Raw genomic sequence first — 13,636 nt, forward strand, 5'->3', positions numbered from 1 at the left:
AGGTCGATGGCCGTCGCTTTTCAATGTAGTCGATATGGACGGAATGCGCCATGCCGCAGCGTGGCTTACCCGTCGTCAGACCGGGTAAGCGCGAAAAGAGTTTCCGTAAAACAGCGGAATGTTGAAATTTTGTTCTTGGATTTTGCGCTAGACGGCGCGACGCATTTTCTTCGCGGTGTAGTCCTTGGGCTCGGCAGTTGGCTTGACGAGCTTGACGACTGCCAGCGTGCAGTTGTCGGCCTTGCCCGGCGCGGCACGGGAACGGGCTTTCGCGACCAGCATTTCGCAGGCCTGCCGTGCCGGATTCATTGCAATGGCGGCACCCAGTTCGGCATCGGAGAAGTATTGCCAGAGACCGTCGGTGCACAACAGGAAGGCGTCGCCGCTTTTCAGGTTGTCGCGCCGACCGATCGCCAATGACAATGCATTGGTGCTGCTGCCGAGGACGTTGACCAGCAGATTGGCCAGCAACGGGTCCTTTGCCTTTTCGTCATCCAGCTTGTTTTCCGCTTTCAGTTGCGCAAGATAGGTGTGGTCTTCAGTGCGGCGCACACAATTGGGACCGTCGAAGCTGTACAGGCGGGAATCGCCGGCATGCGCCCAGATCGCTGAATTCTGCGGTGTGAGAATCAACAGCACGACGGTGCTGTGCGGCTTCTTGTCGGACGACATCGCAGACAATTTGATGACGGTGTCGGCTTCGTGCGCGATCGTGCGCAATACGCTTTCGGGATCGTCGGTCAGCGGCGAAAAGCGCTCGAAGATCTGTTGCGCAGTCCGCACGACCTGCTCGGCCGCCAGCGCGCCACCGGACATGCCGCCCATGCCGTCGGCCATGACGGCCAGCATGTAGCCAGGCGCTTTGGGGGCGGCGAAGAGGGCGGCTCTGTCCTGCTGTTCCTGACGGTCTCCGATGTGCTGGCCGGTTCCGGCTTCTATCTTGTATTGGCTCATGCGTCTGCGTGGATTAAACTTATGGCTCGGTTGTCATGCGCGGTTGTTGTGCGCCGGATTATTGCATGTGTCATGCATTCTGTAATCGAAAGCGGGCGGGCGGAAATTGTAAAAATTTTTTGCAGGCGGTCGCCCGGAAGTTGTGACATTAAGATAACGAATTTGCCGGGTCGATGCGCATATTGTGCAGCGGATGGCGGCTTTTGTAGATAAATTGCCACGTTTTGAATGAAGCCTTCGGGCATGAGCGACTGCGCCGGGAATGACACTATGGCAATAAATTCTTCGCATGACATTCAGCGCCGGATTATCGAGCTTGAGGTCGAGCATCGCGATCTCGATGCTGCGATCGAAACATTGATCCGCGACGGAAGGCATGAAGAACTGCAATTGCGCCGTCTGAAGAAACGCAAGCTGCAATTGAAGGACAACATCACCTTGCTGAAGATGCAGCTGGTGCCGGATATTCCGGCCTGACGTTGCATTCCCTGTATTACTGGCGCCTCGCTGCGACGTTACACGTTGCCGATCCAGATCATCAACGCATTTTCCAGGCTGTATTTTGACCGTCGAATCCTCTGCCATACCCGAACCCGTGGACCACGATGAAGAAATCGACGTCCTCTTCGGCGTCGGCAGTCCGCTGGGACAGGCGGTCGGCGGCTTCCGTCCGCGCCAGTCGCAGACCGAAATGGCGAAAGCGATCGCCAGCGCCATCGCCAGCCGCAGCACGTTGATCGCCGAGGCGGGTACCGGCACCGGCAAGACTTTTGCCTATCTGGTGCCCTCGTTGCTGTGGGGCGGCAAGGTCATCGTTTCCACCGGTACCAAAAACCTGCAGGATCAACTGTATCTGCGTGATATCCCGACCGTGCGCCGTGCGCTGAATGCGCCGGTGTCGGTTGCGTTGTTGAAGGGGCGCGCCAACTACGTCTGCCATTTTCATCTCGAACGGACCTTGCAGAACGGCCGGCTGACGTCACGCGATGATGTCGGCCATCTGCGCGAAATTTCGCGCTTCGTCAAAACCACAAGTACCGGCGACAAGGCCGAACTGTCGAAAGTGCCGGAGACGGCTTCGGTCTGGAATCTGGTTACGTCGACGCGCGATACCTGCATGGGCGCCGAATGCCAGTATTACCAGGATTGTTTTGTGATGAAGGCGCGCAAGGAAGCGCAGCAGGCGGACGTGGTCGTCGTCAATCATCACCTGTTCTTCGCTGACGTCGCGCTGAAGGATACCGGCGTGGCCGAGTTGCTGCCGTCGGCGAATACCGTGATCTTCGACGAGGCGCATCAATTGCCGGAAACGGCGACATTGTTTTTCGGCGAGACGGTTTCCACATCGCAGGTATTGGAACTGTGCCGCGACGTGCTGGCTGAAGGACTGGCGCATGCGCGCGGCGGTGTCGACTGGCCGGCTGTCGTGACGACGGTGGAGCGTGCGGCGCGCGATCTGCGCCTGACCTTTCCGCAGGATTCCGTGCGTTTCTCCGTTGGGCAGATCGCGCCGTCCAGTCCGTTCTTCCCGGCGCTCGATGTGCTGAAGGATCAGCTGGATGCCATGCTGGCTGTACTCGAAAAACATGCGGAGCGTGCCGAAACGGTCGAGCAGTGCCGTGTGCGTGCGCTGGAACTGGCGATGCGCCTGGACGCATGGAACAAGTCGGTGCCCGATCCGATCATCGGCCAGGAAACCGTACAGTGGGTCGAAGCGTTTGCATCGTCGCTGCAACTGCATCGCACGCCGCTGTCGATTGCACCAATCTTCAACAAGCAGCGCGAAGGTTCGCCGCGATCCTGGATCTTCACGTCGGCCACGCTGGCGGTAAAGAACGATTTCAACCACTACAGTGCGCAGATGGGGTTGTGGGAAGAGCAGGCGCAAAGCTGGCCCAGCCCTTTCGATTACGGCAACCAGGGTTTGCTCTATGTGCCAGAAAACCTGCCGCAGCCGAATGCGCTCGAATATACCGACGCCATGATCGACGTAGCGCTGCCGGTGATCGAGGCTGCAGGCGGTCGCGCCTTCCTGCTGTGCACGACGATACGTGCCGTCAATCGTGCGGCTGAGCGACTGCGCGATGAATTCGCGCGGCGCAAGTTGCCGTTTCCGCTGATGGTGCAGGGCGAAGCCGGACGTACCGAATTGCTCGACCGTTTTCGCGCGGCCGGCAATGCCGTGCTGATTGGCAGCCAGAGTTTCTGGGAAGGCGTGGATGTGCGTGGCGATGCCTTGTCGCTCGTCATCATCGACAAGCTGCCGTTTTCGCCGCCGGACGATCCGGTGCTGGCGGCACGCATCGAAGCGCTGGAGAAAAAGGGGATGAACGGTTTCATTCATCATCAGCTGCCGGCGGCGATCATCAATCTGAAACAGGGCGCGGGCCGCCTGATTCGTGATGAAACGGATCGCGGCGTGTTGATGATCTGCGATCCGCGCCTGATTTCCAAACCGTACGGCCGTCGCATATGGCAGAGCTTGCCGCCATTCAAACGCACGCGCGAACTGTCCGTTGTGCAGGCTTTCTTTGCATCGTCTGAGCAGACAGAGGACGTAGCATAGTCATAGTGCATGTGGCGTCGTGTGTCCGGCACGATAGCCAAGGGGAAAAGAGCTGGAGTTCGCTTCGGGAAAACAGGGTGCTTCGGTTAGAATCGTTCTATGAAAATCCTTATCAGTAACGATGACGGTTACCTGGCGCCAGGCTTGAGCGCATTGGCCGATGCGCTGGCACCGATCGCCGACATTACCGTCGTCGCTCCCGACAGCAATCGTTCCGGCAGTTCCAACTCGCTGACACTCGATCGTCCGCTTTCCGTCTTCCAGGCATCGAACGGTTTCTACTTCATCAACGGCACACCGTCGGACTGCGTGCATATCGCGCTGACCGGTATCATGACCGAAGCCCCCGACCTGATCGTCTCCGGCATCAACCAGGGGCAGAACATGGGCGACGACACGCTGTATTCCGGCACCGTGGCGGCGGCGACCGAAGGCTATCTGTTCGGCCTGCCGGCGATCGCGTTTTCGCAAGTCGAGAAGGGCTGGGGCGAACTGGCATCGGCCGCGCGCGTGGCGCGCGATATCGTCGAACGTCGTCTCGAAGAATCGTTTTCCGACCATTTCCTGTTGAACGTCAATATTCCCAACCTGTCTTATGCACAACTGAAGCCGCCGGTGCCTACGCGGCTCGGTAAGCGCCATCAATCGGAAGCAGTCATCAAGGCCTACGATCCGCAGGGCCGCGAAATCTACTGGATCGGCCCTTGTGGCGGGCAGAAGGATGCCGGCGAAGGCACCGATTTCCATGCGACGGCACTCGGTCATGTCTCGATCACGCCATTGCAGATCGACCTGACGCACAATGCGCAGCTTGCCGGCCTGAAGAAGGCGCTCGCATGACCGACAAGGACAAGGGCAAACGTTTTCCGCTATCGCTGTCCTCGCTGTCGGAAAAGCCCCCGCGCTCCGGTCTCGCGGGCCAGCCGCAACGGCATGTCTCCCGCGTAGTAACCCCGCAGACGGCAACGTCGAACGCGGCACAGCATGCGAAGCGTGCAGGCATTGTGCCGAGTCCGGCGATGAAGTCGAATGCATCCATGAAGCAGGCCATGCCTGTATCGTCGCCATCGCCCGGCCGCACCGCGCCGCTGGTCTCGGATGCGATCCGCAAGGCCATGACGGCGCGTGTGGCGCAACAGGGGGTAAAGGATGCGAAGGTGCTGGCTGCGATGGATGCGGTGCCGCGTCATTTATTCATCGAGCCGGCGCTGGCCAGCCAGGCCTATATCGACGCTTCCCTGCCGATCGGCTACCACCAGACGATCTCGCAACCTTATATCGTTGCGCGCATGATCGAGGTGATGCGTGCCAATGCCAATGGCGGTGTACTCAATCATGTGCTGGAAATCGGTACTGGCTGCGGTTATCAGGCCGCGGTGCTGTCGCTGGTGGCAAAGGAAGTCTATTCGATCGAGCGGATCAAGGGATTGCATGAACTTGCCAAGGCCAACCTGCGTCCTATGCGCGTGGCCAACATCCGCTTGCATTACGGAGATGGTATGCTTGGCCTGCCGCAGGCAGCCCCGTTCGACGGCATCATTCTCGCCGCAGCCGGGCTGGAAGTGCCGCAGGCGCTACTGGAGCAAATGACGATAGGCGGACGCCTGGTTGCCCCGGTGGGCGACCGCCGGCAGGTACTGCAACTGATAGAGCGCGTCGGTAAATTCGACTGGAAGACCTCGACGCTGGAAGATTGCCATTTCGTGCCGCTGCGCCCTGGAATGATGGGTTAGGCGGCGCGCATGCAGGAAAAGATTGAACGCAAGAAAATGAAAAAATCACGACTGATATTTCCGTTGCTGCTGTCCCTCGGGCTGGCAGCCTGCAGCACGACGCAACACAATGCGCCGGTGAGCGAACGCACGATCGGCAGCGGCACGAGTGCATCGGCGCGGCAGACGGAGGACCGCACCTACTATACGGTGAAGAAGGGCGACACGCTGTACCGGATCGCGCTCGACTTCGGCCAGAGTTACGGCGAACTGGTGACCTGGAACAATCTCGCCAATCCGAATGACATCAAGGTAGGCCAGGTGCTGCGCGTTGCACAGCCCGACATGCCGGCTGCCCGCAGTGGCGGTGCTCAGGTCGGTGCGGTTTCGACATCGTCCGGCGTCGAAACGCGTGCGCTGTCTGCACCGGCACCTGTCGCCGGCAGCAACAAGACCGATCCGCGCGGTGACAAGCGCCCGTATTCCGATGCGACGATGGCCGGAATGCAAAAGGATGGCGAAAAACCGGAAGCTGCAGCGAATGGCGACGAGGATACGGTTTCCTGGATGTGGCCGGCAGACGGCAAGGTGGTTTCCAATTTCGATGACAGCAAGAAAGGCATCGATATCGCCGGCAAATCGGGGCAGCCCGTGCTGGCTGCCGGCGCCGGCAAGGTCATGTATGCCGGTAGCGGTATTCGCGGCTACGGCAATCTGGTCATCGTCAAGCACACCAGCACGTTGTTGTCGGCCTATGCGCACAACAAGACGATCAGCGTGAAGGAAGGCCAGACCGTCAGCAAGGGGCAGAAGATCGCCGAGATGGGCGATTCCGATGCCGATGCGGTCAAGCTGCACTTTGAAATCCGTCAGCAGGGCAAGCCTGTCGACCCTGCCAAATTCCTGCCGGCCCGCCAATGACCAGAAATCGCGACGTCCAGTCCGACGATGAGCAAAATGCAGATGCATTGCCGTCGGACATGACGTTTCGATCCGCTGACGACGCAAACGACGACGGCGACGACGAAGAAAAGCAGCAGGAACCGGCTCGCCAGGCACCGGTCGAGATGGCCGGCATCGATGAACTGAAGAAGGTTCTGTCGACCGAACTGTCCACCGATGCGACCCAGCATTACCTGAACCAGATCGGTTCACGCCCCTTGCTGACGGTCGAGCAGGAAGTCCATTATGCGACGCTGGCCAAGCAGGGCGATTTCGCCGGCCGGCAGAAGATGATCGAGCACAACCTGCGTCTGGTCGTCTCGATTGCCAAGCATTACATCAACCGCGGCGTCGTGCTGCTCGACCTGATCGAGGAAGGCAACATCGGCCTGATGCGCGCGATCGACAAGTTCGAGCCTGAACGCGGTTTCCGTTTTTCGACCTATGCAACCTGGTGGATACGCCAGAGCATCGAGCGCGCGATCATGAACCAGGCGCGTACCGTGCGTCTGCCGGTGCATGTGGTGCGCGAACTGAACCAGACACTTCGTGCGAAATTCCATCTGGAAGCGCAGCATCACGACGGCAAGGATGCAACGGCGGAAGACATTGCGCATCTGGTCGATCGCAGCGTCGAGGATGTGCAGGACATTCTGGCGCTTTCCGAGCATGCGACATCGCTGGATGCGCCGCTGGATGGTGATCCGCAAGCCAGTCTGATCGATCTGATACCGGGCGATCAGGCGAACGATCCCGACACGCAGGCGGAGCACCATGAAATGGCGGTGCTTGTGCGCGACTGGCTGGAAAAACTGCCGGACAAACAGCGCCTCGTCATCACGCGCCGTTTCGGACTCGATAACGACGATCCGGCCACGCTGGAAGAACTGGCGTCGGAAATGAACGTGACGCGCGAACGCATCCGGCAGATCCAGCAAGAGGCGCTGATCAAGCTCAAACGCTCGCTGGCACGTACTGGTGTCGGCAAGGATTCTCTGCTCTGATCCTCCTTTCGCACGTAACGTGCTGAAGGCATGCGTCGCTACCGACGCAATTTGCTATCATCCGCACTCGCGATTTTTTCACCGATCATCTGCCGGCAACCTTGCGATTCCGGCAACTTCCATTTCCTATGCAGCAAACCACCATCGATATCGAATCCCTCGACATGGAGGCGCGCGGCGTCGGCCATCTGCAGAATGAGGACGGCACGCCGGGCAAGGTCGTTTTCGTCGAAGGCGCATTGCCGAAAGAGCGTGTAGGTTTCTCTTCGTTCCGCAAAAAACCGAACTGGGAAGCGGCGAAGCTGACTGAAATCTACAAGGAGTCGTCGCAGCGGGTGCAGCCGAAATGCCCGCATTTTGGCGTCTGTGGCGGCTGTTCGATGCAGCATCTCGACGCCGGTGCGCAGGTGGCGATGAAGCAGCGCATCCTTGAAGACAACCTGAAGCACATCGGCAAGGTCAGGGCACAGACGATGCTGCGCCCGATTCACGGACCGACCTGGGGTTATCGCTACCGTGCACGCATTTCGGTACGCAACGTGCCGAAAAAGGGTGGAATCCTGGTCGGTTTCCATGAGCGAAAATCGAGCTATGTCTGCGACATGAAAAGCTGCGAAATCCTGCCGCCGAATGTATCGGCAATGCTGGTGCCGCTGCGGCATCTGATTACTTCGTTGGCTATTGCCGACCAGGTGCCACAGATCGAACTGGCAATCGGCGAAGGCGAAAACGGTCGAGCGACGACGGCCATGGTGCTGCGCAATATGGTGCCGTTGACGCCGGGCGATGAACAGAAACTGGCGGCGTTCGCCACGCAGTATGGCGTGCAGTGGTGGCTGCAGCCGAAAGGGCCGGATACCGTATATCCGCTCGATCCGTCGGACGCTGACCTGCATTACCTGTTGCCGGAATTCGGTATCAAGATACCGTTCAAACCGACCGATTTCACACAAGTCAATCACCGTATCAACCGTGTTCTGGTGGCGCGTGCACTGCGTCTGCTGGATATACAGGCAGAGGATCGCGTCGCCGATCTGTTCTGCGGCCTAGGGAATTTCACCTTGCCGATCGCGACGCTGGCGAAGGAAGTTGTCGGGATCGAGGGCAGCGATCTCCTGACCGAGCGCGCGCTGGAAAATGCCAGGGCGAACGATGTGGCGGAGCATACGACCTTTTATTGCCGCAATCTGTTCGAGGCCAAGCCGGAAGATTTTGTCGCGTTGGGAAGATTCGATCGCATGCTGATCGACCCGCCGCGTGAAGGAGCGGCCGCGGTCTGCGAGGCGCTGATGGAACTGGCGCAGACACATCCGAAGCTGCTGCCGCGCCGTATCGTCTATGTATCGTGCAATCCATCGACGCTGGCGCGCGACGCGGCGGTGCTGGTGCAGGGCGGTTACGTGTTGCAGCACGCTGGCGTGGTCAACATGTTTCCGCATACGTCGCACGTCGAGTCGATGGCAGTGTTCGACCTGTAGCGATAAGGCACAAGCGTTCTTCAGAAAAGCCGGCCTGCGCGCCGGTTTTTCGTTGGAAGACTGACATTTGGCCAAGATGGGCAAGGAAGGGCTGTGGACGAGAACATTACTCGCCTGCAAGCCGCTGCAAAGCGCGTATGGATGCGGGTTTCTCTCGAAAAGTGCCGGACTTTGCCGCCTATGCAGGGGTGTTTCATGCTAGAATCAGCGGTTAGCCGAATTCTCACATTTTTATCTTAACCCCTTATTTTTATTGGAGTTTTTTCAGATGGCAATCGAACGCACCCTGTCGATCATCAAACCGGACGCAGTCGCGAAAAACGTGATCGGTCAGATTTATACTCGTTTCGAAAGCGCCGGCCTGAAAGTCGTTGCCGCACGCATGGCACAACTGTCGCGCGCCGAAGCGGAAGGTTTTTATGCTGTTCACCGTGAACGTCCGTTCTTCAAGGATCTGGTCGACTTCATGGTTTCCGGCCCGGTCATGATCCAGGTACTGGAAGGCGAAGGCGCAATCGCCAAGAATCGCGACCTGATGGGCGCCACCGATCCGAAGAAGGCAGAAAAAGGCACGATCCGGGCCGATTTCGCTGATTCGATCGACGCCAACGCCGTGCACGGCTCGGACGGTGAAGATACGGCGAAGAACGAAATCGCCTACTTCTTCCCGGCACTGAACGTCTACTCGCGTTAATGTGTTGAGCGCTTCTCGCAAAGTGTTTTGTGAGAAGAGCGGTAACAAGGCAAGACCATGACGACTCTCACCAATCTGCTGGACCTCGATCCTGCGCAGCTCGTCGCCTACTGCGGCGAGTTGGGTGAGAAGCCGTTTCGCGCCAAGCAATTGCAGCGCTGGATTCACCAGTTCGGCGCCAGCGATTTCGACGCGATGACCGATCTGGCGAAATCGCTGCGCGACAAGCTGAAGACGCGCGCGACAATCACGGCTCCCGCAATCATTTCCGACCACACGTCGGCTGACGGCACCCGCAAGTGGCTGGTCGATGTTGGTAACGGCAACGCGGTCGAGACTGTCTACATTCCTGAAGAAAACCGCGGCACGCTGTGCATCTCTACGCAGGCTGGCTGCGCGGTCAACTGTCGTTTTTGTTCGACCGGCAAGCAGGGCTTCAACCGCAATCTGAGCGTCGGCGAGATCATCGGCCAGCTGTGGATGGCGGAATTCGAACTGCGCCGGACCAAGGGCATTGCGCCGGGGCCGAAAGGCGAGCGCCAGATCACCAATGTGGTGATGATGGGCATGGGCGAGCCACTGCTGAACTACGAGCCGACCGTCACCGCGTTGAAGCTGATGCTGGACGACAATGCCTACGGTCTGTCGCGTCGTCGCGTGACGCTGTCGACCAGCGGTGTCGTGCCAATGATCGACAAGCTGTCGCAGGATTGCCCGGTGGCGCTGGCGGTATCGTTGCATGCATCGAACGATGCGCTGCGCGACGGTCTGGTGCCGCTGAACAGAAAATATCCATTGCGCGAACTGATGGACGCATGCCGCCGCTATCTGGCATTTGCGCCGCGCGATTTCATTACGTTTGAATACTGCATGCTGGATGGCGTCAACGACGGCGATCAGCATGCACGTGAACTGATTGCACTGGTGCAGGGAAGCAATCCCGTGCCGTGCAAGTTCAACCTGATTCCTTTCAATCCGTTCCCGGAGTCGGGCCTGACCCGTTCGCAGAATCCGCGCATCAAGGCATTTGCACAAATTCTGATGGATGCCGGCATCGTCACGACGATTCGCAAGACGCGCGGCGACGATATCGACGCTGCCTGCGGCCAGTTGGCAGGCGAGGTGAAGGACCGTACGCGTGTGCAGGAACGGATGAAGAAAATGACCGAATACCAGGAAAAATTCGGCAAGGATTTCGGACGCATCGTGGAGATTTCATCTTGAGGATAAAACGCTGTTTGGCCTGTGTGGCCACCGCTGTGCTTTCTGCTGTTTTGCTCGCAGGTTGCGCGGCTAATCCGGGCGCAGCATCCACCGGTGAGCAATCGGCCGAGCAGGATCGCGTCGATGTGCAGCGGCGCGCAAGCATCCGTCTGCAACTGGCCATCGGCTATTACCAGCAGCGGCAGTGGCAAACAGCCTTGGATGAGGCTCGCCAGGCGGCCCACATCGATCCGACGATGACCGATGCCTACACGATGGCGGCGCTGACCTACATGGAACTGGGCGATACGCGTCAGGCTGAACAGAATTTCTTGCAGGCGCTGAAACTGTCGCCAAACGATCCGGATCTGAGCAACAACTACGGCTGGTTTCTGTGCCAGAACGGGCGTGCACAGCAATCGATTCCGTATTTCGATGCGGCTGTAAAAAACAAAGCCTACAAGTCGCCGGCCAAGGCCTTGTCGAATGCAGGCGTCTGCAGTCTGATGCTGAAGAACAAAGCGGAAGCCGAGCGGTATTTCAACGAGGCATTTCATCACGATCCGACCGATGCGAAAGCCAACATCAATCTGGCGCGTATCAACTATGAGCGTGGCGATCTGAAGAATGCGCAGTTCTATACCAAGCGGCTGGTGAATGCGAATGTGCTGACGGCCGAAGTGTTGTGGCTGGCGATCCGCGTCGAGCACAAACTCGGCAACCGCTCGGCGGAGAACAGTCTGGGAACGCAGCTGCGTCGCCGTTATCCGGATTCTCCGGAATTTGCCTCCTATCAGCGCGGAGTATTCGATGAATGATGAAGTGAATGCAGTAGAGGAAAACCGCGAAGAACCGCAAGAGCAGGAGGCAATGTCGGCGCCGCAAGTGCCTGCCGGTGCGCAATTGACCGCCTTGCGCGAAGCGCGCGGCTGGACGATCGAGCAGGTGGCAAGTCAACTGAATCTCGCCAGCCGCCAGGTGCAGGCACTGGAGGCCGATAATTACGCGGCATTGCCGGGCATGGTCATCGTGCGCGGTTTTATCCGTTCCTATGCAAAGCTGTTGCGCGCCGATGCCGCCCCGATTCTGGCTGGCATTGCCGCCGAACAAAGCGAGCCGGTCGTGCTGCAGGATCGCGGCTCGCTTTCGGCGACGTTTTCGGAAGGCAAGATGCCCTCTGCGAAGCCGAATGCGGCATCGTCGAAGATTCTGTTCGTCGTTCTGGCGGTGGTTGTGATTGCCGCGCTCGGTTTCCTCGCGCAGCGCATGGGCTGGATGTCGAAAACGGATCATGCGATGAATGCGGCGAATGCCGTGAAGGAGGAAGCGCCGCAGCCGATGACAGCACCTGTTTCGTCCGATCCGTCGGAAACGGAAGCATCTGCCGCAGCTACGATGCAGGCTCCAGCGGTAGAGGCTGAGCAGGTCGCACCGGTGCAGCCGCAGGCTGCGGTCGAAGAAAAGACGCAGACGCCAGCTGCAGTACCGATCGCGACAGAATCTGTGTCGGGCAGTGCTGCGCCGGTGGCAGTCGACAGCAAGAATGCGCTCGTCTTCCAGGTGAAGGAAGACACCTGGGTTGAAATCCGTCGTGCCGATGACAGCATCTTGGTGTCGCGCCTGCTCAAGGCGGGCACCACCGAAGCTTTCGAGATTACCGCTCCGTCGTCGATGGTCATCGGCAACGCCGCGGGAGTCAATGTCACGCTGCGCGGCAAGCCGCTCGATATATCGGGCAACAGCAGCAACGTTGCCCGCTTGAATGTGAAGTAATCATGCCTCAGCAACAGCAGATCGCTTCCGGCCCGTTGGCCCGCCGTCGCAGCCGCATCGCCGTGGTGCGTGCCGGTGAGCGTGAAATTCGCATTGGCGGCGACGCGCCCGTGGCCGTGCAATCGATGACGAATACCGATACGGCCGATGCGATCGGTACCGCGATCCAGGTCAAAGACCTGGCGCGCGCCGGTTCGGAAATGGTGCGCATCACGGTCAATACGCCGGAAGCTGCTGCTGCCGTGCCGTCGATTTGCGAGCAACTGGACAAGATGGGCGTCGTCGTGCCGCTGGTCGGCGATTTTCATTACAACGGTCACAAGCTGTTGAACGATTATCCCGAATGCGCGAAGCTGCTGGCCAAGTACAGGATCAATCCGGGCAACGTCGGCAAGGGCGCCAAGCGCGATACGCAATTCGCGCAGATGATCGAGATCGCCTGCCGCTACGACAAGCCGGTACGTATCGGCGTCAACTGGGGCAGCCTGGACCAGGAACTGCTTGCACGCATCATGGACGAGAATGCCGCACGCGCAACGCCGTGGAGCGCGCAGGCCGTCATGTACGAGGCGCTGGTAACGTCCGCCATCGAGAACGCGCAACGGGCCGAGGAGGTGGGCTTGGGCGGCGACCGCATCATCCTGTCGTGCAAGGTGTCGGGGGTGCAGGACCTGATCGCCGTTTATCGCGAACTGGCGCGCCGCTGCGACTATCCGCTGCATCTCGGCCTGACCGAGGCCGGCATGGGCAGCAAGGGCATCGTTGCGTCGACGGCGGCGCTGTCGGTGCTGCTGCAGGAGGGTATCGGCGACACGATCCGCATTTCGCTGACGCCGGAACCGGGCGGCGACCGCACGAAGGAAGTGATCGTTGCGCAGGAAATCCTGCAGACGATGGGTTTGCGCAAGTTCACGCCGATGGTAATTGCGTGCCCCGGTTGCGGCCGCACGACGTCCACGGTATTCCAGGAACTGGCGGACGACATCCAGACTTTCCTGCGCGAGCAGATGCCGGTCTGGAAGAAGCAGTATCCGGGCGTGGAAGAGATGAACGTGGCTGTCATGGGCTGCATCGTCAACGGCCCGGGCGAATCCAAGCATGCGAACATCGGCATCAGTCTGCCGGGTACCGGCGAATCGCCGGCAGCGCCGGTATTCGTCGATGGCGAAAAAACCGTCACGCTGCGCGGCGACAATATCGCGCAGGAGTTTCAGGATATCGTGCTGGATTACGTGAAGCGCCGCTACGGCAAAGAACAAAAAGAGATCGTTTCGCAGACGGCCTGAATAATCGGGCCAATATCAACGCGG

The 13,636-nt window shown here is 59.3% G+C and carries 13 protein-coding genes; 12 read left to right on the forward strand and 1 reads right to left on the reverse strand.

Annotation, left to right across the window (positions count from 1 at the left end):
• Positions 1-147 precede the first annotated feature (147 nt).
• Positions 148-954 (reverse strand): PP2C family protein-serine/threonine phosphatase, encoded by an 807-nt coding sequence (locus IEV40_RS08560; protein WP_188420566.1) that lies wholly within the window; start codon positions 952-954, stop codon positions 148-150.
• Between the two features lie 270 nt (positions 955-1,224).
• Between IEV40_RS08560 and IEV40_RS08565 the strand changes: the two genes are divergently transcribed.
• The 12 genes from IEV40_RS08565 to ispG all read left to right on the forward strand — a co-directional run bounded on the left by IEV40_RS08565 (position 1,225) and on the right by ispG (position 13,612).
• The gene (locus IEV40_RS08565) at positions 1,225-1,431 is read left to right on the forward strand and encodes a YdcH family protein (RefSeq protein ID WP_188420568.1); all 207 of its coding nucleotides are present in this window, start codon (positions 1,225-1,227) and stop codon (positions 1,429-1,431) included.
• Between the two features lie 85 nt (positions 1,432-1,516).
• Complete coding sequence (gene yoaA / locus IEV40_RS08570; RefSeq protein ID WP_188420570.1) at positions 1,517-3,520, forward strand: DNA repair helicase YoaA; 2,004 nt, start codon at positions 1,517-1,519, stop codon at positions 3,518-3,520.
• 99 nt (positions 3,521-3,619) lie between these two features.
• A complete protein-coding gene (surE, locus tag IEV40_RS08575) occupies positions 3,620-4,360 on the forward strand; it encodes a 5'/3'-nucleotidase SurE (protein ID WP_188420572.1) in 741 nt (246 codons plus the stop codon).
• Positions 4,357-5,253, forward strand: a complete 897-nt coding sequence (locus IEV40_RS08580; RefSeq protein ID WP_188420574.1) for a protein-L-isoaspartate(D-aspartate) O-methyltransferase — start codon at positions 4,357-4,359, stop codon at positions 5,251-5,253. Before surE ends, IEV40_RS08580 begins: the two co-directional genes overlap by 4 nt.
• Before the next feature lie 36 nt (positions 5,254-5,289).
• Positions 5,290-6,153, forward strand: a complete 864-nt coding sequence (locus IEV40_RS08585; RefSeq protein ID WP_188421163.1) for a peptidoglycan DD-metalloendopeptidase family protein — start codon at positions 5,290-5,292, stop codon at positions 6,151-6,153.
• A 59-nt stretch (positions 6,154-6,212) separates the two neighbouring features.
• On the forward strand, positions 6,213-7,178 hold the full coding sequence (gene rpoS, locus IEV40_RS08590; protein ID WP_371870043.1) for an RNA polymerase sigma factor RpoS: 966 nt from the start codon (positions 6,213-6,215) through the stop codon (positions 7,176-7,178).
• Positions 7,179-7,306: 128 nt separating this feature from the next.
• Entirely contained in the window at positions 7,307-8,656 is a 1,350-nt protein-coding gene (gene rlmD / locus IEV40_RS08595; protein ID WP_188420579.1) for a 23S rRNA (uracil(1939)-C(5))-methyltransferase RlmD, read from the forward strand.
• Between the two features lie 268 nt (positions 8,657-8,924).
• Positions 8,925-9,350, forward strand: coding sequence for a nucleoside-diphosphate kinase (gene ndk, locus IEV40_RS08600; protein WP_188420581.1), 426 nt, complete (start codon positions 8,925-8,927; stop codon positions 9,348-9,350).
• Between the two features lie 57 nt (positions 9,351-9,407).
• On the forward strand, positions 9,408-10,574 hold the full coding sequence (rlmN, locus tag IEV40_RS08605) for a dual-specificity RNA methyltransferase RlmN (RefSeq protein ID WP_188420583.1): 1,167 nt from the start codon (positions 9,408-9,410) through the stop codon (positions 10,572-10,574).
• Between the two features lie 35 nt (positions 10,575-10,609).
• Positions 10,610-11,371, forward strand: coding sequence for a type IV pilus biogenesis/stability protein PilW (gene pilW, locus IEV40_RS08610; protein ID WP_229724029.1), 762 nt, complete (start codon positions 10,610-10,612; stop codon positions 11,369-11,371).
• Positions 11,364-12,326, forward strand: a complete 963-nt coding sequence (locus IEV40_RS08615; protein ID WP_188420587.1) for a helix-turn-helix domain-containing protein — start codon at positions 11,364-11,366, stop codon at positions 12,324-12,326. Before pilW ends, IEV40_RS08615 begins: the two co-directional genes overlap by 8 nt.
• Positions 12,327-12,328: 2 nt before the next feature.
• Positions 12,329-13,612 carry a flavodoxin-dependent (E)-4-hydroxy-3-methylbut-2-enyl-diphosphate synthase gene (gene ispG, locus IEV40_RS08620; RefSeq protein WP_188420589.1) on the forward strand — a complete coding sequence of 428 codons (1,284 nt, stop codon included), beginning with the start codon at positions 12,329-12,331 and terminating at the stop codon, positions 13,610-13,612.
• Positions 13,613-13,636: the final 24 nt, after the last annotated feature.

Origin of the sequence: Oxalicibacterium solurbis, assembly GCF_014635845.1 — a bacterium.
Lineage (GTDB): Bacteria > Pseudomonadota > Gammaproteobacteria > Burkholderiales > Burkholderiaceae_D > Oxalicibacterium > Oxalicibacterium solurbis.

What these genes read in the sequence shown, in the direction of transcription:
- rpoS (WP_371870043.1), top strand. Translation starts at nt 6,213, where the DNA reads ATGACGTTTCGATCCGCTGACGACGCAAACGACGACGGCGACGACGAA.
- rlmD (WP_188420579.1), top strand. Translation starts at nt 7,307, where the DNA reads ATGCAGCAAACCACCATCGATATCGAATCCCTCGACATGGAGGCGCGC.
- IEV40_RS08585 (WP_188421163.1), top strand. Translation starts at nt 5,290, where the DNA reads ATGAAAAAATCACGACTGATATTTCCGTTGCTGCTGTCCCTCGGGCTG.
- surE (WP_188420572.1), top strand. Translation starts at nt 3,620, where the DNA reads ATGAAAATCCTTATCAGTAACGATGACGGTTACCTGGCGCCAGGCTTG.
- IEV40_RS08615 (WP_188420587.1), top strand. Translation starts at nt 11,364, where the DNA reads ATGAATGATGAAGTGAATGCAGTAGAGGAAAACCGCGAAGAACCGCAA.
- IEV40_RS08565 (WP_188420568.1), top strand. Translation starts at nt 1,225, where the DNA reads ATGGCAATAAATTCTTCGCATGACATTCAGCGCCGGATTATCGAGCTT.
- ispG (WP_188420589.1), top strand. Translation starts at nt 12,329, where the DNA reads ATGCCTCAGCAACAGCAGATCGCTTCCGGCCCGTTGGCCCGCCGTCGC.
- ndk (WP_188420581.1), top strand. Translation starts at nt 8,925, where the DNA reads ATGGCAATCGAACGCACCCTGTCGATCATCAAACCGGACGCAGTCGCG.
- rlmN (WP_188420583.1), top strand. Translation starts at nt 9,408, where the DNA reads ATGACGACTCTCACCAATCTGCTGGACCTCGATCCTGCGCAGCTCGTC.
- IEV40_RS08560 (WP_188420566.1), bottom strand. Translation starts at nt 954, where the DNA reads ATGAGCCAATACAAGATAGAAGCCGGAACCGGCCAGCACATCGGAGAC.
- IEV40_RS08580 (WP_188420574.1), top strand. Translation starts at nt 4,357, where the DNA reads ATGACCGACAAGGACAAGGGCAAACGTTTTCCGCTATCGCTGTCCTCG.